Raw genomic sequence first — 21,997 nt, 5'->3', positions numbered from 1 at the left:
CCGGGGACAACGCCAGCGCATTTCACTGCCGGACAGCCGAAAGGCCGTGAGATTCGAAACCTGCAATGCGCGTCACGTTTTCAAACGCACGCGATGACCCGCGCTAGGCAACAAGGGTCCCCGAGATCGCGCCGGAACGACCGCTCAGCGCGGATGCAACCAGCCCGGCAACAAGGTGTAGGGGTCAATCCGCACGTTCTCGTCGAAGCCAACGCCGTGGTCACGGAACAAGTCCTGCAGTCGGCCTTCCCTGAATGCGTCGAGCGTCTCCGTGCAGCCGCCGATGTACTCGCCACCAACGAAGACCTGCGGGATGGTCTTGCTGCCCGTGCGCGCGGTGAGCACGGCACGGATCTGCCCGCCGCGGTCGTCGCGCTGGTACGCGGTCGAGTCAAGGTCGACGGATCGATACGGAATGCCGCACTGCGCGAACAGCTTGCGCAGCGACCAGCAGAACTCGCACCATTCCAGCGCAAACATCACCAACGGCTGTTCGCGATCGGCGAGCACCTGGGCGACGAACGCTTCCACCTCGGCCGAGACCGCAGGCGCAGGGACAGGGCTCGCCGATTTTGTCGCCGGTGGCGCCGGTGGCGGCGCGTCGAACCGGGCCCCCGGCGTCGAGCGCGAGATCTCCATTTCCTCGGCGGACATTTCCGCGGCGACGCCTTCGAACAACGGCGTGCTGAGATAGCGCTCGCCGGTGTCCGGCAGCATGCACAACACCGTTGCACCGTCGGGCGCCGATGCGCAGACCTGCAATGCACCCGCGAGCGTGGCGCCGGCGCTGATGCCGACGAAGATGCCTTCGCGCTGCGCGAGTTCGCGCGCCAGCCGGACCGCGTCTGCGCCGTTGATCGGTAGGATGCGATCAACCAGCTTCATCGCCACCGCATCCTCGGTCAGCTTGGGAATGAAATCGGGGGACCAGCCCTGCATCAGGTGCGGACGGAAACTGGGATGACTCTCGCTCGGCGTGCCGTCCGCATCGCGCGCCTGTGCAATGCCGCTGCCCAGGATCGGTGAGTTGTCCGGCTCGCAGACCACGATGTTCGTGTCCGGGCGCTGCGCCTTCAGTACGCGCGCGACGCCCTTCAACGTGCCGCCGGTGCCGTAACCGGTGACGAAGTAGTCGAGCCGTTCGCCTTCGAAGGCGGTCAGGATTTCCGGCGCCGTCGTGCGCGAGTGCATGTCGGCATTGGCCTCATTGTCGAACTGGCGGCACAGGAACCAACCATGCGCATTCGCCAGCTCCACCGCCTTGGCCAGCATGCCGCTGCCTTTCAGCGAGGCCGGCGTCAGCACCACCTTCGCACCCAGGAAGCGCATCATCCTGCGCCGCTCAACGCTGAAGTTCTCCGCCATGGTCACGACCAGCGGATACCCCTTCACCGCGCACACCATCGCCAGACCGATGCCGGTGTTGCCGCTGGTCGCCTCGATCACCGTCTGCCCTGGCGACAACGTGCCGCGACGCTCGGCGTCCTCGATGATGCCCAATGCCAGCCGGTCCTTGACCGAGCCCATGGGGTTGAACGCCTCGATCTTGGCGAACAAGTTCACATGCGGCGGCGCGAGCTTGGTCAGCCGTACGATCGGCGTATTCCCGACCGTCCCCAGGATGTTGTCGTACTTGCAGGTTCCGTTGTCTTGCATGGGAGTGGCCTCCGCGGTCGGCAGGCGCGGGACAGGATCGCCGCGCCGCAACCAGCACACTCTGCCCAATGATCTGGGCTGTCAACGCCGGGGCGGTAGCGTGGTGCGGATGCCTTCAACCCGGGTCGCGGTATCCGAATACCGCTATCGACGCCGTTGGCGACGTGGATCCGGACAGACTTCACTGCCGACTTCCTCGACGAAAGCGGCAACGATGCGAGCCATGTCCGAACCAAGCTGCTCCGGCACGAAATGGCCGAAGTCATCGAGCACCGCAGTCCGGTGATCTGGAAAGGCCGCTTCCCAGCGACGAAGCTTGTCGGGCGTACCAACGGGGTCTTCCATACCCCAAATGATCTGAAGGGGCTTGGTCTGAAGAATGTGGCGCCGGCTCCAGAGCCCCGCGAGCCATTCGCTCTCCCCAATGATGGCCTTCGCAAAACAATACGGACCGTGGCGCGAGTCGGGAGTCGGAAACGGAGCCATGTAGTGACGATGGATTTCGGGCGGCAGAGTGCCCGAGCGCCCGTAGACCGCCTTCATCACATACCTCGGGAAGGCATTGAAACGGCGGCAGAGCACGCGCCCAATGGGCCCGCCGACCACGCGGCTGAAGATCTCCGCCCCGCGGATGCCCTTAAGCGACCAGAAGTGCGTGTTTACTATGACCAGGCGCGCGACATTGTCCGGGTGATCCAACGCATAGGCCATGCCGATCGGGCCGCCCCAATCGTGCAGCACCAGCGTCAGATTCCTCAGGTCGAGATCCGAAATGAACTGCGACAGATTCTCGCTGTGCAGGCGCGGGCCATAGGGCGCGGCTTTTGGCTTGTCGGAAAGTCCGAATCCAAGGTGGTCGATTGCAACGCATCGATATCTGTCGCGCAAAGCGGCGATCTGCTTGCGGAACATGAAAGACCAGGTTGGGTTGCCATGTACGAACAGCAGCGTTTCACCTTGGCCTTCGTCGACGTAGTGCAGGTTGCCGTGGCGACCGGGCCAGAAGCGAGACACGAACGGGAATTCGGCGCGATCGAGCCAGTCTGGTCCGCGCAGCATGGAGGGGTTCCCTGGAGTGGTGCTCATGGACGCTGGCACAGCGGGCCGGCCTACCTGCTAGACGAACCGCGCGATCGCCATTCCGATTACGGCGATTGCCAGTAGACCCGCTGCCGGGTAGTGCAATGCCGCCACGCGTCCGGTTGCCCTGGTTCTGCCCAGATAAAAGAACGCGGCGAGTTGCAGCGCAAGGGCGATGCCTGCGGCCACGATGCCGATCGCCAAGACCTGCTCCGCTTTCCCGAAAGCACCGCGATGGAAGGCGTTCCACAAGTATCCACCGGTCAGGATGGTCACGGCGGCGGCCCCGGCCTGGGCGCCAAATACCCGTCGAGTGTCCAGTCCACCGAAGCGCGCAACGACGAAACTGCTGCCTGCCCAGAAAACTGCGCCCAGCACGTGGAAGGCCATCACTATCGTCACGCTGCCATACATGTCCGCATCTCGTATTGAATATACTTACTGTATATCCAATCAGCAGCGGATGCAACAGCGCCGCAGCCTGCCTAACAAGGTCGAGCACCACCGTTCGGTGCGGAGTGCCGCTATGCTCGCGCGGCTATCCGGAATTCGCCCTCACCCCGGTGCCCAGCGACCAGAGATGACACCGCGCCCCTATACCAGTCCCGCACGCACGGCTGCCGCAGCGGAAAAGCGGGGCGAGGTCGTGCGTTGCGCAACCAAGTTCCTGCGTGAGCAGGACATCGCACGATTCTCGCTAGATGCCGTGGCCAAGGCGGCAGGCGTTACACGCCTGACGGTCTACAACCAATTCGGATCGCGCCGCGGGCTGCTGGAGGCGGTTTTCGATGAAATCGCCCGCACCGGTGGGCTGACCCGGCTGCCCAAGGTCCTCGCAGCTGAGGATCCAATCGAGGCGCTCAAGGGTCTGGTCGATGTCTTCTGCGATTTTTGGGCCAGCGATTCGGCACTGGGCCGACTGTTTGACGCGATCGGGCTAGACCCGGAGTTCGGGGCAGTTCTGCTCGCTCGCAACGAATTGCGCCGAGATGTACTGACGCGCCTTGTCGGCCGTATGCCCCTGGAGCGCGCGTCGGCTACCGATAAGCGCGATGCGATAGCGTTGATGTTCATGCTGACGAGCTATCCAGCCTACCGAATGCTTGCGGCTAGCAGACCCGATAAGGCAATCCGCAAGATGGTCAAGGAGGCTTGCCTGGATGCGATAGACCGCCTCGGTCGAACCTCGCCGCGGTGAGGGCAACGACGAATCTCGCCGGCTGGCAACCTGTCGCGTAGCGCACTGCGCGCGGTGGGCGGCTCGAATGAATGGCCATGGCTCAACCGTGGCATCTGACAACCCGGCAGCCCGGTGGTCGGTCGAGCACGTGACATCCATCATCACGAGGCCCTCCATCTGAGCCCTACGCCTGCATCAATCCGAGCGCCAGGCGGGTCCGCTTCATTGCACGGACAGCCCTCAAACGCCGCCGTTGCGGACTGTCGGGCCCACGAACAATGGGTCTTCGACACAACTTTCGATGGAGCCGGACCGCTGGCCAGCATCAATGACAAGCTCGCACAAGGCGCGCTTGTAGTGGAGCTTGCCCTTGCAGGAATTCCGGAACCGAATCCTCGATTCGCGCTCCAGGCAGGGATCAGCGGCGATGATGTCGTCGGTTTCGGTCATGAAGAGACAATAGTCGGCCCGCCAATGCTCGAACTCGCCTGAAATGGGGCAGGCCTCCGGCGGCGATGCAGATGCGCAGCCGCCAAAAACGATCGCTGCGGCCAACAGGCAGGCGGGACGCGTCACGATCGCTGTGCCTGAATCACGCCGCGCCGCGAAGCGGTGGCTGCTTGGACGAATGGTCATCGCGCTTACGCCGCGTCACGAAATGCCAGACAAGCCAGGTGACCAACACCAGGGCCAGGGGACATGCCCACCCGTAGGCAACCGCAATGGAAAGGCTGGAGCCAGCGGGCGGAACAGCAGAAACAAGACGACGGGCAGCGCCAGAGCCGTCAGCAAAAGCATAATGGTTGCGAAATTTTCCATGAGCCTTGACGTCCTAATTAGTCCGACCCGCGAAGCGGCGTCGGCTTGAATGAATGGTCAGACCCCGCCCGATGCTTGACGAGGCCGCCAGATCGACAGAATGAAGCCCAGCGCCAGGAGTGCGACAAGCACGAGATTGATCGTGGAGCCCGGCGCGTCAATGCGCTGGACCGGCCAGAGAAGCCGAAGCGACATGCGCCCGGACTGCTCGATGAGCAGCAACAGGAACGCAAGTGGGACCAGGCTGCGGTATCGCAGCAGTACCACGAGACTGGCCAAGCCGAGCACGAGCTGACCAAGGCCCCACGCTGCAAAGACAAATGAAAAGGCTGCTGCGGCAGCTGCACCGAAAGAGCTCACCGGTACGCCATCGGCCGTTTGCGCGACTTCCGGTGCATTGACCATGACGTTCAAGCCCATGGCGATCTTCAGCGGCATGAGTCCGAACAGCCACAGGCCAAGGCGCCGACCGGGGTACCGATTGTCGGCGATCCGAGGAAAAAGCATTTCGACCATGTTTCCTCCGATAGGCCTCGCGCGGGTCCTGACGCCTGGATTAGGCCGACCCGCGAAACGGCATCCACTTGAATGAATTGTCGGCACCGGTACGGCGAGCCCGCACCTCGCGCAACTTGCCGGTAAACCACTGCTTGCTCTCAACCGGCGTGGCGCTGCCGCACTTAACCAAATAGGGTTTGCCGGACATGCTGCTCTTCGACGCGGCACGATCGATGAAAACCTCGGCCGATGAGGCGAGGCCCTTCTTGACAAGGTAGTTGTACTTGCGACGCAGGTGGACACTCGCCTCTTCGGCGGCATGCCAGGATCCGTTCCGATAGAACTGACAATGGGATTGTTCGAGCGCAAGAAAGAGCTGTTCTATCTCGCGACTGGCCGACGGCGGCAGCGACTGCTGGGCCATCGCAGCCCCAGACATGAGCACCAACAGCAGCAACAGGATCGACCTCATCTCATTCCGGCGCCAACGCCTGAACTGAACCGGGCCCCGAAGCGGCTTCCCCTGGATGAACTGTCAGGACTCATCCGGTGCCCAGTCCGCGACCGGCAGGAATCTCTCCGACTCGGGCGTCTTCTCGAAGGCGCTGCCCTCCGGGGCCTCAAGCAACGGGACAATGCTCGGGTCGTAGTTGGCAATCGTGTTGACGTCGTAGATGGCCAGGTTGTCCGGGTCATCCATGTATGCGTCGTCCTCAAACCCGGACATGAAGCGCCAGCCGCTATCGAGCTCGTTGTCCGGTGCTTCCCGATACATGAATCGAACGGGGTAGCCCTCGACCGTGATCTTGTCGGTGGCGATGCACCCGCCATAGCCCTCGGCGATCGGTTTGATCTGGTCTGCGGAGAGCTTGAACTGCTTGGTCATGAGCGCTGATACCTGGGTTGAGCCGGCCGCAAAGCAGCAACGGCTTGAGTGATTTGCTAGGTGTCGCCCCGGCATGACTCAAGCGCTGCTTCCTGTGCGTGGATTGCCGTCGTGTCGAAAAGCGGGACTCGCGCATCACTTGCATCGACGAGCATGGTGATCTCCGTGCATCCCAGAATGATTCCTTGGGCGCCCTGGTCCGCCAGGTCCGCCATGATGCTTCGGTAGGCCGCGCGCGACTCGGGCAGGATCCTGCCCTTGCACAGTTCGTCGTAAATGATGCGATGAACCGTGTCTCGTGCCTGCTTGTCAGGCGTGATCACCTCAATCCCGTGTTTTTCGGTCATCCGGTCCCTGTAGAACGCCTGCTCCATCGTGAAGCGGGTGCCGAGCAGGCCCACCCTCGAGAGTCCCGAGTGTTTGATCCGCAGTGCGGTTGGATCGGCGATGTGCAACAGGGGAATGCTTGCAGCCGATTCGATGGCAGGCGCAACCAGGTGCATGGTGTTCGTGCAAAGGACCAGTAGGTCCGCGCCGGCAGCTTCGAGCGATGTCGCGACACGGGCGAGCTCCCTGCCGCATGTGTCCCAGTCGCCCTTGTGCTGCAGCTGCTCGATCTCATGGAAGTCGAAGCTGTACAACACGATCTTCGCGGAATGCAGGCCGCCCAGATGTTCCTGAACCGTTCTGTTGATGATCTGATAGTAGAGCGCGGTCGACTCCCAGCTCATCCCTCCGATCATGCCTATGGTTTTCATGCGGCCTCTTCGTTGCAATCGGTGACGCCTGACGCCACTCGCCCCATTGGGCGCGGTGTTGCGCGGAGTATGCATCAGCCATGGGCCGGCAGTGCCGCGCACGGGGCGCCATCCGCCGGTGGGACAATCGCAGTTACTCGGCCTCATGCCGTACCCACAACCCGCCCGCATTCGGGCACGCGCGCATGCCTGCTCTCGACCCAAGCGGTCGGCAGGAGCGGGCGCCGATCCTCGGTGGCGTTGTCCGACAGTTCCCGGGTTCGGCGTTGGGCCGTTTGACACCTTCCGCGAAGAGACTTCGAGATGGACATCCGGGGCCTGGCTCCAGCCGTTGTCGCTTACCTCGTCGCCATCGGGATCTGCTGCGCGTCGGGCGCCGGAGCGCAGGACCACGATCACCATCCAGCGCCGGCGGTCCTGGGAGACGTCCGCTTTCCGGTCTCCTGCACACCCGCCGCGCAGGCGAAGTTCAACACCGCGGCCTCGCTGCTGTATTCCTTCTACTGGGAGAAGATCGACGCCGCCGTCGCGGAGGTCCTGGCCGCGGATCCGAGCTGCGCCATGGCCCATTGGGTCAAAGCTGTGGCGAGCCTGGACAACGCGCTTGGATCGCCGCCCACGCCCAAACAGGAGCAGCAGGGGTGGGCGGCCGTGGAGCGGGCCAAGCAGCTCGGCGGCAAGACCCAGCGCGAGCGCGACTACATCGCCGCCGTGGAGGTGGTGTTCAAGGACCACGGCACCGTTCCGTTCGCGACCAGGGCGGTTGCGTACGAGAAGGCGCTCGAGCAGCTTCACCGGCGCTACCCGGAGGATTCCGAGGCCGCCATCCTCTACGCCCAATGGCTGCAGGTCACCGCGGACCGCAACGACCAGACCTATGCGCAACAGCTCAGGAGCGCGAAGATCCTGGAAGCACTGCTAGCCGCGCAGCCGAACCATCCCGGCATCGCGCACTTCATCATCCACGCCTACGACTTCCCTGCCATCGCCGATCGTGGGCTGGATGCCGCACGGCGTTACGCCGCGATTGCGCCGGACTCGCCGCACGCGCTGCACATGCCCTCGCACATCTTCTCCCGGATCGGCCAGTGGCGGGACTCGATCGGCACCAACCTGCGCTCGCATGCGGCATCGGATTCCGATCGCGATATCTACCACGCCATGGACTACATGGTGTACGCCTACCTGCAGCTCGCCCGCGATGCCGAAGCACGCAAGTGGGTGGATGTCGTCAACTCCGGCCGCAAGCCGGACCAGGAAGCCCGCCAGATCGCGTACGCAGGCGCGGCGATCCCGGCACGCTACGCGCTGGAGCGTGGCGACTGGGTCGCGGCGTCGCAGCTTGCGTTGCACCCGGTGCGCGAGCAGTTCAACTGGAGCCTCTTTCCGGAAGGCGAGGCCGTGAACGCCTATGCGCGGGGCCTGGGCGCGGCCCGAAGTGGCGATACAACCACAGCCAAGACAGAACTCACGCGCCTGGCCGCACTGCGCGACGCCATGGTCGCGCAGAAGAAGGACTACTGGGCCAGCCAGGCAGAGATCCAGGCAGGCGCGATCTCGGCGTGGATCGCGAAGGCGGAGGGACGCAACAACGACGCGCTCGAGCGCATGCGCGAAACCGCCGAGCTCGAGGACAAGACCGAAGAGCACATCATGATGCCTGGCAGGGTCATCCCCGTGCGCGAAATGCTCGGCGAACTGCTGCTGGAACTGGACCAGCCCACCATGGCGCTAGCGGCCTTCGAGCAGTCGCTGCAGAACGACCCCAATCGCTTCCGCAATACCTACGGCGCTGCCCGCGCCGCGGAGCGTGCCGGCGATCTTCCCAAGGCCAGGGCGTATTACGCACGGCTGCTGGCACAGGCCAGTCCGGATGCAGCACGCAGTGAAATCGATCAGGCCAGAGCCTTCGTTGCGAAGCACTGATTGGGCGGAGTTTCAGTGAGTTGATCGCGCCCTGCTGCCGCGCGATCGGAATTGCGTGCGGCCTGACCTGACGCCAGAGTCAAGCCTCGCTGCGGAGCTTATCCGTTACTCGCCCGGACAATTGGGTTTTGTAAGCTGGCCCGCAGCTATTTTCCAGCCGTCCTGCTGCTTGGCGACAACCAATAGCAGCGTTCTTTCAAGGGCAGGCGCATCGACGCCAGCGGGTGGATTCACCAACACGTTGAAGTGCACCACAGCGGCGTCTCCGGGTAGCTGCTGGACCGATATTTTGCTGGTGGTGAGGGTCGTGTCCTTAGCCCAACTTTCGTGTGCCCCATAGATGCCAGTGACTACGTTTTCTCGGCCCTCACTCACCAAGTCGTATGTCGGGATGAAGTGCACGTCATCAGTAAAGATCTTATCGAACGCCGCCTTGTCGTGAGCATTCCATGCCTGAGCGAACTGTTCGGCAATGCCTTCTGGCGTGACACTCTGAGCGAAGCAGGGCGGTGCAAATAAGAATGCTGCAACCGCGGCTGCGGTAATCTGGTGTCGCGTCATGTTCAAACTCCTTGCTTTGAGTTGGTGGCTGAAAGAGAGCTGGCTTTTCGTGCCTAACGTCTATTCGATCCATTGGGCAGCGTGCGCTCGGGGTATGCATCAGCCATGGATTGGCGGCGGCGCCGTCAGATCCACACTCCAACTCATGGACTACCCTGAAACGCGGTGGCCAACCCGCTCCGGCCATACACCCGCCGCTTCCGGCGCCGTATGCCGTATCCGGCAGCCGCACGCATTTTTGGGGGCGCGCATGCACGGACGGACCAGTAGCACCGCAGCTGCAGCCGTAGCCCCAACAGACACTTCAGAACCCGTTGGTCCTGAGCGTAGCGCCCAAGGCGCGAAGTCGAAGGGCGACCGTTCCACCCTCAAAGAAGGCCGCACCTCCTGCTACGACGGGTAGCGCCAGAGCCGTCAGCAAAAGCGCAGTGGTGCGAAGCGTTCCCTGAGCCCTGACGCCTGCATCAAGCCGAGCCGCGAAGCGGCTTAGGCTTGAATGAATGGTCAGGTGCCACCTGCGCCGGCTATTTGATGGCCTCTCGTTTCAAGAGGGTATCCGCATGACGGTGCGTGACGCGCCAACCCTCCGGCTCACGTCTGAAGATCGTGGTCACCCGATAGTCTCTTTTGGACTGCTTCGACTGCCCGGGAGGATAGAAGAGAATGTGCTCGTACTGGACGACATAGGCAAAGTCGCCGCTCACCGTCTGCTGAATCAACTCGACTGCTTTTGATCCCCTGGAGAACTGGGAGCTGGCCCAGTCAAGCCGTTCGCTGACGTTCTTCCAGCCTTTCGCTGTCTGACCGCCTGCCGCCCCGGAGAGCGTCACGTCGTCTCCGTGTGACCAGAGCTTTTTCACCGCATCGGGCTTGCCGTCATAGAACAGCTCAGCTGCCTTGGCGTACTCGGCGAAGGTCCCTGCAAGCTCCGGATCAGGAGCGACAACGGGCGATTCCTGAGCGTATCCAGTGCGTGCAACCAGTAACAAAGCAGCCGCGATAATCAAACATTGGAATGACTTCATGTTTCGGCTCCTGCGAAGTGGTGGATGCAGTGCATGACCCCTGAGTTAGGCCGGCTCGCGAAGCGGCTTCGGCTCAAATGAATTGTCAGGCCGCGCTCGTAGAGTCGGGCCTGATCTTTGCTCCCTTCAGCAGCAGCCAGAAGCCGAGTGTCACCTCATAGATGAACATGGGAACCATGGCGGCCAGTACAAATCGCCCGACGGCGGGGAAAAGAATCACAGCGATCGCCGATGCGCTCAGCAGCAACGACGCAAACACGCCCCAGCCCGCCAGGATTTTCGGCACATAGCGCGATCTGAGGAACAGGTAGGCGAAGGCAGCCGACCCCAGGCCAAGAAGTACGAATCCAAGGTTCAATCCGGCGCCTTGAGTGTTGAGGGCAACCCGTGCCAGGGCGTGCAGTTGATCCTCGCCGAGTGGCGCCAAATAGTCGGCTCCGCTGAGAAGCACGAGGGCGCTCAGGCTGAAAAGGACCGCAACATAGTGGACCGCTACCTCGACCAGCCGGAATAGCACAGCCAGCAAGGCGAGGTTCTTGCCGGCGGGTCTGAGCAGGACGTAGAGGGCCCAGATCAGCACCACGACACCGGTGAACGTGATCAGATCGGTAGCGATGCCGACGCGGAACAAGCGCTCGGACTCGATGATGTTCAGCGCGGTCTGCGTGGCGTCGCCACGCACCAGCAGGGAGCCCCGGACGAACGATTGGCCAAAGATCCCGGTGCCCATAGTGATGAGGTACATGGCGCCAGCGAGCCTGGCCGCCCTGATCTGATCCGCTTCCGGACTGGTGATCGTCATTTCTAGGTCTCCTCGAAGTATTCGAATGCGATACGACTTGGAAGTGCGGTCTGACGCGTGAATCGAACCAAGCCGCGGAGCGGTCTCGGCTTGAACTAATTGCCAGGAGTCGGCTGGACGAAAAAGACCCCGAACTTGTTCTTGTCCGGATCGCGGAAGTACGCAGCGTGCACTCCGGGCTTTCGCTCGCCCGGCGCGCCGTCGCAAGAGCCACCCAGGCGAAGGGCGGTCTCGTAAATGCGGGTCAGCTCCCCCAGGGACCCGGCTCTGAGGCCAACCATCGTGCCATTGCCATGGGTTGCCGGTTGCCCGTCATGCGGCGTGCACACCGCAATGCCGCTGCCGCCATCGCCCGGCTTCCAGAGAATGGACCGGTCGTTCTTCATGACCTGCCTGGCGCCAAAGAGCGCCAGCAGGGCGTCGTAGAAGACCTCCGCCCTGTCCAGATCGTTGGTGCCGAGAATGACGTTGGTCAGCATCGCAATCCTCCTGGCCTAACGCCCGACGCGTTGTCAGACCACGCCATCCTGTCCAGACGGCGGATGCCGCTTGCTTCTGGTGGCGAAATTGAACGCCATGTACGTGGCGACCAGTGCGAGCAGCACCGAAGCGCAGAGAATGGCAGGGAGCATCCACGCGGGCGAACCCTGAAATGCCGCCACGATACGAGGCCCCGCAAGAAGTCCGGTGACCGACCCTGCGATGGCGAGCAGAAAGACCGTCAGTGCCCGGCGAGATGTGGCGGCAGCAGCGTTCTTCATGGTCCCTCCGAACCAGGTTGTACGACCTGGCGCCATTGGGCGCGGTGTCGGGCGAGTATGCAACAGCGATACGCCGGCGGTGTCGCATGCGAGCCGCCAGCCACCGCACGACAAATCCCCGCTCCATTTCCGGCGCTGCGCCTGGCCCCCACGGATACCTCAGACCCCGTTCGCCCTGAGCGTAGCGCCGCAGGCGCGAAGTCGAAGGGCCCTCTCTTCCAGGCCGCCACCACGGCCTTGCGCTGCGGCATCTCACCGCGCCGCCGTCGAAGCCAGCTTTCCCAGCGTCCGCAGTGCGTCGTCCACCGCGTCGCTCCATGGCACGCCAAAGCTCAGGCGCAGGTGGTGGCGGTGGTCGCCGCGCAGCGAGAACAGATCCCCGGGCAGGCTGCCGATGCCGCGCGCTAGCCCCGCTTCGTACAGGCTCCGCGCGTCCAGTTCCTGCGGCAGTTGCACCCATAGCGACAGGCCGCCGCCTGGATCACCTACGCAGGTGCCGGCCGGCCAGTGGCGCAGGATCGCATCGCGGCTGCGCTGTGCGTTGTCGGCCAGCGCGCGGCGCAGGCGGCGCAGGTGAGGATCCAGCCCGTGCCGCGCCAGGTAATCGGCGATGGCCAGCTGCGGCAGCGTTGCGGTGGCCACGGTGGAGAAGCCTTTCGCGTGCAGCAGCTGCTGCGTCCAGCGCCCGCCCAGCGCCCAGCCCACGCGCAGGCCCGGCGCGAGCATCTTCGAATACGAGCCGCAGGTGATGACCTGGCCGCGCGTGTCGAAGCGCCGCAGCGGCGGCGGGCGTTCGCCGGAAAAGGCGAGCTCGGCATACAGGTCGTCCTCGATCAAGGTGACACCGTGCGCGGTGCAGGCCGCGACGATCGCGCGCTTGCCGGCGTCGCCGGTCAGGCTGCCGGCCGGGTTGTTGAAGTTGGGCACCAGGATCGCGGCGCGCACCGGCTGGCGCGCCAGCTGCTTCTCCAGGCAGGCCACGTCGATGCCCGACTCGGCATCGGTCGGCACTTCCAGCACCCGCAGGCCCAGCGCCGCCACCGCCTGCAGTAGCCCGTGGTAGGTCGGCGTTTCCAGCAGCACCACATCCCCGGGGGAAGTCACCACGCGCAGCGCCAGGCTGATGGCTTCCATCGCGCCGGCGGTGATCACCACTTCCTCCGGGTCCACGTCCACGCCCACGCGCGCGTAACGCTCGGCGATGCGCAGGCGCAGGTCGGCCACGCCTTCGGCCGCGGCGTAACGCACCGCCGCGTCCGGATCGCGGCGCATGACCCGCTGCAGCGCGCTGTGCAACGCCGCACCCGGCAGCAGCGCCGGCGCCGGCGTGGCCGAATGCAAGGCCATGCGCGCCTTGCGCGTGAGTTCCTCGGGCACGCACAGCAGTTCCGGCTGGCGCACCGGCTGCGGCGTGCGCGCCAGTCGCGCGGGCGCGCGGGCTCCCACCGCACCGGGTGCCGGCATCGCGCGGATGAAATAGCCCGAGCGCGGGCGCGCTTCCAGCAGGCCCTGGCGTTCCAGCTGCGCGTAGACCTCGACCGCGGTGGAAACGCTCACGCCCTGGTCGCGGCCCAGCTGGCGCAGCGAGGGCATGCGCTCGCCCGCGCGCAGCACGCCGCGGCGGATCTGCTCGCCCAGGTGCGTGGCGACGCGTTCGTACAGCGTTTGCGTCGACATGCCGGCCTCCACATCTGTACTGGTCAAATTCGATGGTATCTGAAACTGTACTGGTCGGCTGCGCAGGTCCACGCTACACGCTCCCTTACTCCCCGGCGCACCACTCCATGCCTGGCGAAACCCGCACCGCCCTGATCCAGCTGCTGCTGGCCGAAGTCCTGATTGGCTCGGTCGGCGTGTTCGTGCACGAGAGCGGCCAGGACCCGGTGACGGCGGTGTTCTTCCGCTGCGTGTTCGGCAGCCTATTCCTGCTGGCCTGGGGCTGGTCGCGCGGCCTGCTGCAGGACCTGTGGCGCGATGTCGCGCTGCTGCGTGCGGCGGCGATCAGCGGCGTGCTGCTGGTGCTGAACTGGGTGCTGCTGTTCGCCGGCATGGAGCGCTCGTCCATCGGCGTGGCCACGATGGTCTACCACTTCTTCCCGTTCGCCATGCTGGCGTTCGCCGCGCTGTTCTACGGTGAGCGCACGCGCGCCGTGGACATCGCATGGTCGGCGCTGGCCTTCGTCGGCGTGCTGCTCTCGGCAGATCCGCAGCGCTTGTGGCGCGAGGCCGATGCCGGCTATCTGTTCGGCATCGCCCTGACCTTCGGCGCCGCCCTGCTGGCCGGCGCGTCGCTGATGATGTCGCGCCGCATCAGCCGGCAACGCCCGCTGGCGGTGGTGCTGGTGCAGTGTGTGGTCGGCATCGTGCTGCTGGCGCCGTTCGCCGACATCGCCGCCGCCGCGGTCCCCGGCGCGCACTGGTGGTGGCTGGCCGGGCTGGGGCTGATCCACAGCGGCGTGTGCTACGTGCTGATGTACTCGGCCTATCCACGCCTGCCGGTGGGCACGCTGGCGGTCATCGCGTTCGTGTATCCGGGCGTGGCCCTGCTGCTCGACTACCTGCTCTATGGCCAGGCGCTGGGCCTGCTGCAGGGCGCGGGCCTGGCCCTGATCGTGCTCGGCACGCTCGGCGTCAACCTGAAATGGCGTCTGCTGCGCACGCGCAGCGATGCAGCGGCGGCTATCGAATGCGGCGAGCCGGAGCACGCCGCCTCGCGCTGACCGCAGCAATGCCTGTCACCCTCTCTCGCTTGCGGGGGAGGGTTGGGGTGGGGGCGATCTTCGCCCCTATCCACACATCGCCCCCGTGGGAGCGGCCTCGGCCGCGAATGCCCTTACGCCATGCCCGATCCCGCAAGCCGCACGCACCCGGTGCGCATGCACACGCCCACCAGCGCCACTGCAGCGCCACACACCCCAGCCCCGTTCGCCCTGAGCGTAGCGCCGAAGGCGCGAAGTCGAAGGGCCAGCGCCCGTTATGCCTCGTCAGGCGTCACGGCGCCGCAGCGCAACCAGAAAGTCATAAATGGCGGTGTCAGAAACACTTCTGCTCTAGGTAAATGAACCTGACCCTTCAGAAGTGGGGTGGCCACGCCGCAGGCGTTGGCTTGAATGCACTGTCAGGCCGCGTCGCTACCACGGCAAACCGCAAAGGTCGATCACATGTGGCTCGACGCGCTCTCGTGCTGGGCTGAGCACCATGCAGTTGGCCGTCCATACATGCTTTCTTTCGGGCTGAGAGTAGCGAACCTCCGATGAAACGCGCTGCCAACCCAGCCGCGCATAAAATGGAATCAGATGGTCGGCGCAGAGTAGCAAGCCATACCTGGCTTTCAACGTTGTGAACCACTCTGCTTCGGTGCTCCTGAGCAACTCAGACGCCAAGCCGCGGCTCTTGTAACCCGGAGCCGTGACAAGATTGTTGAGCCCGACGATCTCAACCGGCTGGTCGTCAAAACGGACGACGCGCTCCACAAGGTTGTAGAAGCATGCAAGATTGTGCTCGTCCATGCCGAGAAACGACCAGTCCGGAGTGGTCCAAACGGTCTGGCGAACGATTGGAAACTGATCGAATTCATTGTTCGCAAGCAGCCTCAGCTCGTCACTCCGCTTGGCCGGCAAGTCGCTATGGCGATATTTATGGATAGCCAGCATGTCAGCCATCACGCCGCGGCAGCGGCACCAGAAAGTCATACACCGGCTCAAGCACCAGCTCCGGCAAGGTCTCGGCAATCGCAGCGCGCAGCTGCTGCCAGGCCTCGGCATCCACCGATGGCCGCGCCAGACCTTCCGCCTTCGCCTCGGCCGATGGCCACTGGGTGTAGCTGTACCAGATGTCGTCCGGGCCACGATGCAGGCGTGAGCCCAATGAGCCCCGCTCGGTCACCAGCAACTGGGTAATCCGCGACCAGGCCCGCATGAACGCCTGCTCGGCCCCCGGATGCAGGCGCCAGCGGTAGATGGCGCAAAAAACAGGATGGACGTTGCTCATAGCCTTTGGCCCGGTCATGCGTGGCAGGGAACTCGTGGCGCCTGGCGCCTGAGTTAAGCCGTGCCGCGAAGCGGGCTCGGCTTGGAAGAACTGTCAGGCGCCAGCTTCAAGCTGCCGGAGAACGAATGCAACCCGCTCTTCGACCGGCACCCTGGGGACAACACAGGTGTCATAGCCTGCTTCAGCGTAAGCAGCCACGGTCGGCTCGAACGAGCGCGCCGCGCGGTCGAATGGCGCACGGCGCCAGCGATCGCAGACATAGATCTCCGGCCAGGGTTCTGCCACAAACACCGTGTTGGCATAACGGCGCTGCCCCGATGCCGCTTCATGCGCGGCCTTCAGTTCCAGACCAAGCAGCCGCATGTGCCCCAGGCATTCGGGGATTGCGCGATCGAAGAACACGGGCGGCGGCAACGCCTGAGCCGCGTCGTAGGCCTTGACGTTTCTCACAACGACTTCGTCCATGAACGCTTGAAGATTGGTCCATGGGAAGAGGTCCCCTCCACACTGCTCTTGCTCCTGCACGAGAGTGAGGGCGACCTCGGGGACGACGGAGTAGCCCAGATCGCCAAGCGCCTTCAACAGGGTGGACTTGCCGGCTCCGGAAGCGCCGGTGATCACGTAAAAGCGCGGGTTGTTCAAGGTGCGGTCTTCTTCCTCTGGGGCCTAATGCCTGAGCCAATCCGCTCCGCGCACCGGCTGCGGCCCGAATGAGTGGTTGGAGCGCGCCCGCATGACTACAGCGAGTGGGCTGCCGCGACCAGCAACCCACCGATGATGGCGAGGTTGGACTGCCACGTGGTGATCGCACCAGCACGTGCTGGGCCTTCCATGTCCCAAAAGTTCACCAGCAACACAGAGGCCGCAATGGTAAAGACAACCAGGCCCAGGGCGGCCCACACTGGATAGAAGCCGGAGATCAGCGCCAAGCCAGCCAGGATCTGGAACACCGAGCCCGCTACCAGAACGAGCTTTGCCGCAGGCACGCCACGGGCCGCGAGTGCTTGAGTGATGGCAGGCAGGGTGAAGAAGTGGTGGGTACCGCCAACAACGAACAGGCCGCCCAGTAGCAGGCGGCCAATGAACCACAGGATTGCTTGGGCCTCAGTGTGCATGGTGACTCCCGTGCGCTCTATTGCCTGAATTGAACCGATCCGCGAAGCGGGTCCGGATTGAATGATTTGTCAGGCGCCATCACGCCCGGAAAACTCCTTGTCGGAGCGCGGAGCATCCGGTAGTTGCTCATCCAGCGATTGACGATATTTGAGACAGCCGCGGAGAAATACTGGCCACTCCGGAACAATGGGATTGACACTGGATTTCTCCGGCAGGAGATTCCACAAGTCGGGATGGTGCCAGCACAGATTGTGGCCTGAGCTATCGCGGTGCGCTCGCACGGCATTGCGCAATTTGACCAGCTCAGCGAGCAGCTCCTCGCGGCTTTTATCGTCGAGGTCAGAGTCCATAGCAACCTCCAGTTTCGACATGGCGCCTAGCGCCTGTTCAACCCACAAACGGGGCGTTGGAAGGAGTATGCATTAGCCAATGGCTGGCTGCCGCCGCCCGCCCCGTCGACTAAAGTGGATTCGCTTGAATGAATCGCTAGGCCGCTGGGTTCGCAAACGACTCCAGGCGGCCGCAACTCCTGCAACGGTACGTGATCACAGGCAGCGTCTTGCTGCCGGATTGAACCGCGGACAGCTTCCAGAACGATGTGTTGGGCTCGCCGCTAGCCCACTTGGCCTGCCTGGTGATGTCGCTGTCGCCCTTGTCGATCAGGAAGCCCTTCTCGAGCTGGCCGTCACATCGAATGCATTTGTCCATGGGTAGCTCGATCTGTGGTGAGCGGCCTGGGGCCGGGATTTAGCTGGGCCCAGAAGTGGATCGGCTTGAATGAATTGTCAGGCGGCGCGGCCAAGTGCCACCGCCGCAAGAATGAGACCACCCATAGCCAAGGAAACCAAGCCAAGCAACGCAATGTAGCGCGTGAAAAGGGGTACGGCCCGCTGAGCGAAACGATGATGCCACCGCCAGGGAATCAGCAGCAGGCATGCGGTAGTGACAAGCAGCACCCAACCGAAGAGATTGAAGGCGCCAGATAGCGCCATGCGTGGGGCATGGAGTACAAGCGCTGCACCAGCGACAAAGCGCAGAAACAACTCCGTGAAGTGCACAGGTGCAGAACTGGCGAATCCGAGCAAGAACCGACTGGCTCGCGTTGGCGCGAACAGCGATGCACCCCCTAAGGCAAGCAGGTACAGGCCCGCAAGCACAACGACAGCAAGAGCAAAGGCCTCAAGTAACGACATTGTCTGATAGCCGCCTAGCGCCTGAATTAAGCCGAGCCGCGAAGCGCTTCGGCTTGAAGGAATTGTCAGGCCGCGTCACCGTCGACCTCCGGCCAGAACTCATGAAGGAAATCCTTGAACTCATGGCCATCCTTGTCGCTGATTGTAAGCAGCGTGGTTTCCGCCAGCGCGGAACCGCCGTCAAGGGTAACGAGCGCTGAGTGGGTGAGTCCGGAAAGCAACTCAGACACCGCAGTCGTGAACGCCGCCCGGGCCTCCTGGGTATTGAGGAGGCTGGATAGCTTTGCCCAAGCCTCCGGATGATCGCTCCAGGCAAGATCAGCGTTAGCCAAGCTGTCAGAAGCGGTGCGAGCCCATGAGGCCCGTGACTCCGCGAGATCCTTCAGGAAAGCTGCTTCAGAGGGATGAAGTTTCATTAGCGGCATAACGCCTGACTTGAGCCGCGCCGCGAGAGGCGCCGGCTGGATGAATTGTTGGGCCTCAGCGATTGCTCGGTTGAGCGATGCGCCGCGCCGCGTAGAGGATGATGCTGGAAACAACGAGTAACCAAGCGCCGACGCCAAGCACAATCATCATGGTTGATGGGTTGCCATGGGGATCAAAGACACTAGAAACCGTGGCGGCGAGTAGAAGACCGGGGAATGCGAATACCAAGCCAAAGTAGCTCGCGGAACGGGCAAAAGGCGAGCACATGGAAGAGCCGTGCAAGTCGTACGGACAAGCAAATATTGAATAGAAGGTAGCTATCCAGACGAGTGCGACAACGATCCACCTGATCTTCATGGGCTCTTCCTGAGGCCTAGCGCCTGAATTAAGCCGACCCGTGAAGCAGTTTCGGCTTGAATGAACTGTTAGGCCTGCTGCTGCTGGAACGCCAAGTGATAGCCATTGCAGTCCTTGATGCCAAACTCTCTGGAGCCGTACGACATGTCCTGGATGGGCCAAGCCACAGCTACTTTGCCTTGGACGGACGCAAAGTAACTGTCCGCATCCGTGATAGTGAAATAGATGGTGCCAGAGAAGCCAGGCGAACCCTCCCACAGGTCACGACGCGTGAAGATGAGCCTGCCGCCTTGCTTCTCGGCCGTGAGCGTCCCTTCGGCTGAGTCAAACACATTGAAGCCAAGGGCTGACTGATAGAACTCGCGGGTCTCTTCAAGATCGCGACAGTGCAGAAGAAGTGTCAGCGGCATAAAAGGTCCTCACCAGGCCTAACGCCTGTTCGCCCCGTTTCGCGAGGCGGTGCGCGGAGTATGCATCAGCTTGAAGGTGTCGCAGCGCCACATACGGGACGCCAGCCCTCGCCAGGCAAGTCACCCCTCCAACGCCCGGGCTGCACTGAAACGCGATGGCCAGCCCGCCCCGGCAAGCCCGCCGCCCGCCGCATTCAACCCTATGCCGCATCCTGCAACCCGCACGCATTCGGGGAGGGCGCGCACGGCAAAGGCCTCTTCGGTGTTTGCGCAATCCAGTCATTACCTGGGCGGCCCGTCGCCCATGCATCACACGCCTTAGGTGGCTATGCCATCACTCACCCGTGGCGGGTTGTTCCCCATCCCTCAATGCCACCGCCCGCTTCCACAGCCCATCGAAGATCTCGCCGTAATACCTGCCGTCCTGTTCGGACAGCGAGGTGTTCGCGAGGAGAATCACGCCGACTTCCCTGTCAAGGTCGGAGAGCATCATGGCCATCACGCCGGGATCGCTGCCGTTATGCCCGATCCTGGTGACGTCGAACTTCGTCGCCCAGAAGATGCCGGAGTTCACCGAATCCTCGCCGCTCACGTTCACGTTCTCCGGCTTGTTCGGACCGGTGTACTGGAACCTGAGCATTTCGGCGCCATGCTGCTGCTCCAGGATTCTCGCCCCCTCGAACTCGCCGTCATTGAGCAAGGCAATGAAGAACTTCGACAGGTCGGCGACCGACGTGCGCACCCCACCATCGGGATAGGTCGTCAGCCCGTAGAGTTGGATGGGGATGGTGAGGCCTTGCGCAACGTACAGCTTCGAGTGCTTCGCCTCTGGAATCTCGGAGAGAAACCAGCCCGTGTTCTGCATCCGCAGGGGCTCGAAGATGTGCCGCTTCGTATACGTGTTCAACTTCTCGCCCACGGCGAGTTCGACGATGTAGCCAGCCAGCCCGGCAGCGATGTTCGAATACTCGCGCTGCGTACCCGGTTTGGCGTTGAGGAAATTGTCTTTCGAATAGGTCTTGCCGCCGGATGCAAGGTAGTCCTGCAGGAACTGCCCCAACGGCTCCGGCGAGTCGCCACCGTAATGGTAGGCAGCTTCGTAGACCGGCTGCCGGTCCGTGATGCCCGAGGTATGCGTGGCCAGCTGCCGCAAGGTGATGCGTTCGGTCGGGAAAAACGGATTGACCACCTTGAACGGCAGGTAGCGATTGATGTCATCGTCCAGGGAGAGCTTCCCTTCCTGCACCGCGCGCATCAGGGCCGCGCCGGTGAACGTCTTGCTGATCGATCCGATGTTCATGACCGTGTCTGGCGTAAAGGGCGCCGCGCGCGCCTTGTCGGCAAACCCGTATCCCTGCGTCCAGACCACCTTCCTGTCCACGATGATGGCCGCCGCCAGGCCCACGATCCCGGCTTCCTTCATCCGCTGCTCGACCATGGTGTCGAGAGCACTGCCCGCATTGGCGGCCGACGATGGCGCCTGGTCTGCGGCCGCAACCCTTCCGGAAAGCAGTAAAACTGCGGCGGCCGCGATGTTTGTGAGCACTTTGTTGAAGCACATGCGAACTCCCATTGGTGTCTAACGCCTAAATTAAGCCGTGCCGCGAAGCGGGTTCGGCTTGAATGACGTTGGATCAACTATGCCTTCCTCTTAGGCTTTCCTGGATTCTTGTGGGGGATCAGCTTCTGAGATTCCTTGATCCTCTTTTCCATGTCATCGAACACCGAACGGGCGCCGTCCTTCCGGCCTTGTATGTAGGCAGCTTCAATGACTTGGAGCATACGCACGCCGTTGTACAGCGTCATGTCCCCAACGACTTCCTCCATTGCGTGGGAGATACGTGGCGTTGCATAAATTGCGATCTTTCCGGACGCAAGCTCCAGAACATTCTTCTTGTTGCGTGGTGCACCCTTCGGCTTAGAGGGATCCCTTGGAGCCTTCTTTGTCTTTTTGCGAGTAGCCATAAATTCCCCATTTGTTGATCTAAAGCTCGAATTAAGCCGAGCCGCGAAGCAGCTTTGGCCTAAATGAATTGTTATCCAAACAGGCTGTTAGGAAACGCGTTGCGTCCTACAACAAGTGGTTTGCCAAGAATAGTGGCCTTCTTTCCTGGTTGATTGACGTAAGCACGCAAACTCTTACCTGGGTCTGCAGTAACGAGAAGAGTGTATTGATCTTCCTGGCCACCATTGGCTTTCTGGCGCGCTGCGATCAAATCGGCTAGTTGGTCTGCTGAGATTGTGCAGACTTCACGCGCTCCAACGCAGACAAGGGCGATGTAAGTGGATTCGTGAGCCGTGGCGATTTTACGAATTTGCTGAATTTGATCACTCTTAAATGTAAATACATATTCTTTGTACTTGCCGTGCGGATTAACCGCATACTTGAAGTACACAGCAATCGAATCATTTACTTTGTACGCAGAATTGACAACTTTCGCCCCAACCTTTAGCCCATTGATGGCAGTAAATCTGTGATCCTCAGCGATCTGAATAAGTGCGGCGCCGTGATACAAGTGCTCGTCTTGGATTTTCATGATTTCCCCCCGTGAA

The 21,997-nt window shown here is 62.6% G+C and carries 30 protein-coding genes and 1 pseudogene; 3 read left to right on the top strand and 28 right to left on the bottom strand.

The features are described from left to right. Positions 1-144: 144 nt before the first annotated feature. The 4 genes and pseudogenes from MC375_RS01975 to MC375_RS01960 all read right to left on the bottom strand — a co-directional run bounded on the left by MC375_RS01975 (position 145) and on the right by MC375_RS01960 (position 3,150). Positions 145-480, bottom strand: coding sequence for a glutaredoxin domain-containing protein (locus MC375_RS01975; RefSeq protein ID WP_242102928.1), 336 nt, complete (start codon positions 478-480; stop codon positions 145-147). Positions 481-672: 192 nt separating this feature from the next. After that, positions 673-1,656: pseudogene (gene cysK / locus MC375_RS01970) on the bottom strand (cysteine synthase A); the annotation flags it as partial. 144 nt (positions 1,657-1,800) lie between these two features. Then, on the bottom strand, positions 1,801-2,715 hold the full coding sequence (locus tag MC375_RS01965; protein ID WP_242101600.1) for an alpha/beta fold hydrolase: 915 nt from the start codon (positions 2,713-2,715) through the stop codon (positions 1,801-1,803). A gap of 57 nt (positions 2,716-2,772) precedes the next feature. Further along, the gene (locus MC375_RS01960) at positions 2,773-3,150 is read right to left on the bottom strand and encodes a hypothetical protein (protein ID WP_242101599.1); all 378 of its coding nucleotides are present in this window, start codon (positions 3,148-3,150) and stop codon (positions 2,773-2,775) included. Between MC375_RS01960 and MC375_RS01955 the strand changes: the two genes are divergently transcribed. Further along, complete coding sequence (locus MC375_RS01955; RefSeq protein WP_242101598.1) at positions 3,149-3,934, top strand: TetR/AcrR family transcriptional regulator; 786 nt, start codon at positions 3,149-3,151, stop codon at positions 3,932-3,934. The two genes, MC375_RS01960 and MC375_RS01955, sit on opposite strands and share 2 nt — an antisense overlap. 222 nt (positions 3,935-4,156) lie before the next feature. Here MC375_RS01955 and MC375_RS01950 read toward each other — a convergent pair whose 3' ends face one another. From MC375_RS01950 to MC375_RS01930, 5 genes are all read right to left on the bottom strand, one after another. Then, positions 4,157-4,552: a hypothetical protein gene (locus tag MC375_RS01950; protein ID WP_242101597.1), complete on the bottom strand. Its 396-nt coding sequence runs from the start codon at positions 4,550-4,552 to the stop codon at positions 4,157-4,159. A gap of 240 nt (positions 4,553-4,792) precedes the next feature. Then, positions 4,793-5,251 (bottom strand): hypothetical protein, encoded by a 459-nt coding sequence (locus MC375_RS01945; RefSeq protein WP_242101596.1) that lies wholly within the window; start codon positions 5,249-5,251, stop codon positions 4,793-4,795. A gap of 40 nt (positions 5,252-5,291) precedes the next feature. Next, complete coding sequence (locus MC375_RS01940; protein WP_242101595.1) at positions 5,292-5,705, bottom strand: DUF5329 domain-containing protein; 414 nt, start codon at positions 5,703-5,705, stop codon at positions 5,292-5,294. Between the two features lie 63 nt (positions 5,706-5,768). Further along, positions 5,769-6,119 carry a DUF2185 domain-containing protein gene (locus tag MC375_RS01935; protein WP_242101594.1) on the bottom strand — a complete coding sequence of 117 codons (351 nt, stop codon included), beginning with the start codon at positions 6,117-6,119 and terminating at the stop codon, positions 5,769-5,771. A gap of 56 nt (positions 6,120-6,175) precedes the next feature. Then, entirely contained in the window at positions 6,176-6,877 is a 702-nt protein-coding gene (locus MC375_RS01930) for an aspartate/glutamate racemase family protein (RefSeq protein ID WP_242101593.1), read from the bottom strand. A gap of 303 nt (positions 6,878-7,180) precedes the next feature. On the opposite strand from MC375_RS01930, the gene MC375_RS01925 reads away from it, so the two are divergent. After that, positions 7,181-8,803, top strand: a complete 1,623-nt coding sequence (locus tag MC375_RS01925) for a hypothetical protein (protein ID WP_242101592.1) — start codon at positions 7,181-7,183, stop codon at positions 8,801-8,803. 105 nt (positions 8,804-8,908) lie between these two features. Here MC375_RS01925 and MC375_RS01920 read toward each other — a convergent pair whose 3' ends face one another. From MC375_RS01920 to MC375_RS01895, 6 genes are all read right to left on the bottom strand, one after another. Then, positions 8,909-9,364, bottom strand: a complete 456-nt coding sequence (locus MC375_RS01920; RefSeq protein WP_242101591.1) for an SgcJ/EcaC family oxidoreductase — start codon at positions 9,362-9,364, stop codon at positions 8,909-8,911. 524 nt (positions 9,365-9,888) lie between these two features. After that, positions 9,889-10,389, bottom strand: coding sequence for a nuclear transport factor 2 family protein (locus MC375_RS01915; protein ID WP_242101590.1), 501 nt, complete (start codon positions 10,387-10,389; stop codon positions 9,889-9,891). 85 nt (positions 10,390-10,474) lie between these two features. After that, the gene (locus MC375_RS01910; RefSeq protein WP_242101589.1) at positions 10,475-11,191 is read right to left on the bottom strand and encodes a DUF4386 domain-containing protein; all 717 of its coding nucleotides are present in this window, start codon (positions 11,189-11,191) and stop codon (positions 10,475-10,477) included. A gap of 95 nt (positions 11,192-11,286) precedes the next feature. Then, positions 11,287-11,670 (bottom strand): VOC family protein, encoded by a 384-nt coding sequence (locus tag MC375_RS01905; RefSeq protein ID WP_242101588.1) that lies wholly within the window; start codon positions 11,668-11,670, stop codon positions 11,287-11,289. 33 nt (positions 11,671-11,703) lie between these two features. Continuing rightward, positions 11,704-11,952 (bottom strand): hypothetical protein, encoded by a 249-nt coding sequence (locus MC375_RS01900; RefSeq protein ID WP_242101587.1) that lies wholly within the window; start codon positions 11,950-11,952, stop codon positions 11,704-11,706. A gap of 252 nt (positions 11,953-12,204) precedes the next feature. Further along, complete coding sequence (locus MC375_RS01895; protein WP_242101586.1) at positions 12,205-13,629, bottom strand: PLP-dependent aminotransferase family protein; 1,425 nt, start codon at positions 13,627-13,629, stop codon at positions 12,205-12,207. A gap of 107 nt (positions 13,630-13,736) precedes the next feature. On the opposite strand from MC375_RS01895, the gene MC375_RS01890 reads away from it, so the two are divergent. After that, positions 13,737-14,672, top strand: a complete 936-nt coding sequence (locus MC375_RS01890) for a DMT family transporter (protein WP_242101585.1) — start codon at positions 13,737-13,739, stop codon at positions 14,670-14,672. A 411-nt stretch (positions 14,673-15,083) separates the two neighbouring features. Here MC375_RS01890 and MC375_RS01885 read toward each other — a convergent pair whose 3' ends face one another. The 13 genes from MC375_RS01885 to MC375_RS01825 form a co-directional block, all read right to left on the bottom strand. After that, entirely contained in the window at positions 15,084-15,614 is a 531-nt protein-coding gene (locus tag MC375_RS01885; protein ID WP_242101584.1) for a GNAT family N-acetyltransferase, read from the bottom strand. Then, on the bottom strand, positions 15,607-15,942 hold the full coding sequence (locus tag MC375_RS01880) for an antibiotic biosynthesis monooxygenase family protein (RefSeq protein ID WP_242101583.1): 336 nt from the start codon (positions 15,940-15,942) through the stop codon (positions 15,607-15,609). The genes MC375_RS01885 and MC375_RS01880 overlap by 8 nt, the downstream gene beginning before the upstream one ends. 93 nt (positions 15,943-16,035) lie before the next feature. Then, positions 16,036-16,584 (bottom strand): AAA family ATPase, encoded by a 549-nt coding sequence (locus tag MC375_RS01875; RefSeq protein WP_242101582.1) that lies wholly within the window; start codon positions 16,582-16,584, stop codon positions 16,036-16,038. 95 nt (positions 16,585-16,679) lie between these two features. Further along, on the bottom strand, positions 16,680-17,057 hold the full coding sequence (locus tag MC375_RS01870; RefSeq protein ID WP_242101581.1) for a DoxX family protein: 378 nt from the start codon (positions 17,055-17,057) through the stop codon (positions 16,680-16,682). A 69-nt stretch (positions 17,058-17,126) separates the two neighbouring features. Further along, positions 17,127-17,408, bottom strand: coding sequence for a hypothetical protein (locus MC375_RS01865; RefSeq protein ID WP_242101580.1), 282 nt, complete (start codon positions 17,406-17,408; stop codon positions 17,127-17,129). Between the two features lie 136 nt (positions 17,409-17,544). Continuing rightward, a complete protein-coding gene (locus MC375_RS01860; protein ID WP_242101579.1) occupies positions 17,545-17,766 on the bottom strand; it encodes a PF20097 family protein in 222 nt (73 codons plus the stop codon). 77 nt (positions 17,767-17,843) lie between these two features. Further along, a complete protein-coding gene (locus MC375_RS01855; RefSeq protein WP_242101578.1) occupies positions 17,844-18,251 on the bottom strand; it encodes a hypothetical protein in 408 nt (135 codons plus the stop codon). A gap of 65 nt (positions 18,252-18,316) precedes the next feature. Continuing rightward, positions 18,317-18,667 (bottom strand): hypothetical protein, encoded by a 351-nt coding sequence (locus MC375_RS01850; RefSeq protein ID WP_242101577.1) that lies wholly within the window; start codon positions 18,665-18,667, stop codon positions 18,317-18,319. 64 nt (positions 18,668-18,731) lie between these two features. Then, the gene (locus tag MC375_RS01845; RefSeq protein WP_242101576.1) at positions 18,732-19,034 is read right to left on the bottom strand and encodes a hypothetical protein; all 303 of its coding nucleotides are present in this window, start codon (positions 19,032-19,034) and stop codon (positions 18,732-18,734) included. Between the two features lie 68 nt (positions 19,035-19,102). Then, on the bottom strand, positions 19,103-19,444 hold the full coding sequence (locus MC375_RS01840) for a VOC family protein (protein WP_242101575.1): 342 nt from the start codon (positions 19,442-19,444) through the stop codon (positions 19,103-19,105). Between the two features lie 334 nt (positions 19,445-19,778). After that, positions 19,779-20,882: a serine hydrolase domain-containing protein gene (locus MC375_RS01835; protein ID WP_277929323.1), complete on the bottom strand. Its 1,104-nt coding sequence runs from the start codon at positions 20,880-20,882 to the stop codon at positions 19,779-19,781. Between the two features lie 200 nt (positions 20,883-21,082). After that, positions 21,083-21,409, bottom strand: coding sequence for a hypothetical protein (locus tag MC375_RS01830; RefSeq protein ID WP_242101573.1), 327 nt, complete (start codon positions 21,407-21,409; stop codon positions 21,083-21,085). 71 nt (positions 21,410-21,480) lie between these two features. Next, complete coding sequence (locus MC375_RS01825; RefSeq protein ID WP_242101572.1) at positions 21,481-21,981, bottom strand: hypothetical protein; 501 nt, start codon at positions 21,979-21,981, stop codon at positions 21,481-21,483. Between the last annotated feature and the right edge of the window lie 16 nt (positions 21,982-21,997).

This window comes from Lysobacter sp. M2-1, from assembly GCF_022662495.1.
GTDB lineage: Bacteria > Pseudomonadota > Gammaproteobacteria > Xanthomonadales > Xanthomonadaceae > JAKPBU01.
The sequence above is the reverse complement of the archived record's forward strand: the minus strand, read 5'-3'. Positions and strand labels throughout refer to the sequence as shown.

Coding starts and splice junctions, on each gene's coding strand:
- MC375_RS01975 (WP_242102928.1), bottom strand. CDS start 480: ATGTTTGCGCTGGAATGGTGCGAGTTCTGCTGGTCGCTGCGCAAGCTG.
- MC375_RS01965 (WP_242101600.1), bottom strand. CDS start 2,715: ATGCTGCGCGGACCAGACTGGCTCGATCGCGCCGAATTCCCGTTCGTG.
- MC375_RS01955 (WP_242101598.1), top strand. CDS start 3,149: ATGTCCGCATCTCGTATTGAATATACTTACTGTATATCCAATCAGCAG.
- MC375_RS01960 (WP_242101599.1), bottom strand. CDS start 3,150: ATGTATGGCAGCGTGACGATAGTGATGGCCTTCCACGTGCTGGGCGCA.
- MC375_RS01950 (WP_242101597.1), bottom strand. CDS start 4,552: ATGACCATTCGTCCAAGCAGCCACCGCTTCGCGGCGCGGCGTGATTCA.
- MC375_RS01945 (WP_242101596.1), bottom strand. CDS start 5,251: ATGGTCGAAATGCTTTTTCCTCGGATCGCCGACAATCGGTACCCCGGT.
- MC375_RS01940 (WP_242101595.1), bottom strand. CDS start 5,705: ATGAGGTCGATCCTGTTGCTGCTGTTGGTGCTCATGTCTGGGGCTGCG.
- MC375_RS01935 (WP_242101594.1), bottom strand. CDS start 6,119: ATGACCAAGCAGTTCAAGCTCTCCGCAGACCAGATCAAACCGATCGCC.
- MC375_RS01930 (WP_242101593.1), bottom strand. CDS start 6,877: ATGAAAACCATAGGCATGATCGGAGGGATGAGCTGGGAGTCGACCGCG.
- MC375_RS01925 (WP_242101592.1), top strand. CDS start 7,181: ATGGACATCCGGGGCCTGGCTCCAGCCGTTGTCGCTTACCTCGTCGCC.
- MC375_RS01920 (WP_242101591.1), bottom strand. CDS start 9,364: ATGACGCGACACCAGATTACCGCAGCCGCGGTTGCAGCATTCTTATTT.
- MC375_RS01915 (WP_242101590.1), bottom strand. CDS start 10,389: ATGAAGTCATTCCAATGTTTGATTATCGCGGCTGCTTTGTTACTGGTT.
- MC375_RS01910 (WP_242101589.1), bottom strand. CDS start 11,191: ATGACGATCACCAGTCCGGAAGCGGATCAGATCAGGGCGGCCAGGCTC.
- MC375_RS01905 (WP_242101588.1), bottom strand. CDS start 11,670: ATGCTGACCAACGTCATTCTCGGCACCAACGATCTGGACAGGGCGGAG.
- MC375_RS01900 (WP_242101587.1), bottom strand. CDS start 11,952: ATGAAGAACGCTGCTGCCGCCACATCTCGCCGGGCACTGACGGTCTTT.
- MC375_RS01895 (WP_242101586.1), bottom strand. CDS start 13,629: ATGTCGACGCAAACGCTGTACGAACGCGTCGCCACGCACCTGGGCGAG.
- MC375_RS01890 (WP_242101585.1), top strand. CDS start 13,737: ATGCCTGGCGAAACCCGCACCGCCCTGATCCAGCTGCTGCTGGCCGAA.
- MC375_RS01885 (WP_242101584.1), bottom strand. CDS start 15,614: ATGGCTGACATGCTGGCTATCCATAAATATCGCCATAGCGACTTGCCG.
- MC375_RS01880 (WP_242101583.1), bottom strand. CDS start 15,942: ATGAGCAACGTCCATCCTGTTTTTTGCGCCATCTACCGCTGGCGCCTG.
- MC375_RS01870 (WP_242101581.1), bottom strand. CDS start 17,057: ATGCACACTGAGGCCCAAGCAATCCTGTGGTTCATTGGCCGCCTGCTA.
- MC375_RS01865 (WP_242101580.1), bottom strand. CDS start 17,408: ATGGACTCTGACCTCGACGATAAAAGCCGCGAGGAGCTGCTCGCTGAG.
- MC375_RS01860 (WP_242101579.1), bottom strand. CDS start 17,766: ATGGACAAATGCATTCGATGTGACGGCCAGCTCGAGAAGGGCTTCCTG.
- MC375_RS01855 (WP_242101578.1), bottom strand. CDS start 18,251: ATGTCGTTACTTGAGGCCTTTGCTCTTGCTGTCGTTGTGCTTGCGGGC.
- MC375_RS01850 (WP_242101577.1), bottom strand. CDS start 18,667: ATGAAACTTCATCCCTCTGAAGCAGCTTTCCTGAAGGATCTCGCGGAG.
- MC375_RS01845 (WP_242101576.1), bottom strand. CDS start 19,034: ATGAAGATCAGGTGGATCGTTGTCGCACTCGTCTGGATAGCTACCTTC.
- MC375_RS01840 (WP_242101575.1), bottom strand. CDS start 19,444: ATGCCGCTGACACTTCTTCTGCACTGTCGCGATCTTGAAGAGACCCGC.
- MC375_RS01835 (WP_277929323.1), bottom strand. CDS start 20,882: ATGGTCGAGCAGCGGATGAAGGAAGCCGGGATCGTGGGCCTGGCGGCG.
- MC375_RS01830 (WP_242101573.1), bottom strand. CDS start 21,409: ATGGCTACTCGCAAAAAGACAAAGAAGGCTCCAAGGGATCCCTCTAAG.
- MC375_RS01825 (WP_242101572.1), bottom strand. CDS start 21,981: ATGAAAATCCAAGACGAGCACTTGTATCACGGCGCCGCACTTATTCAG.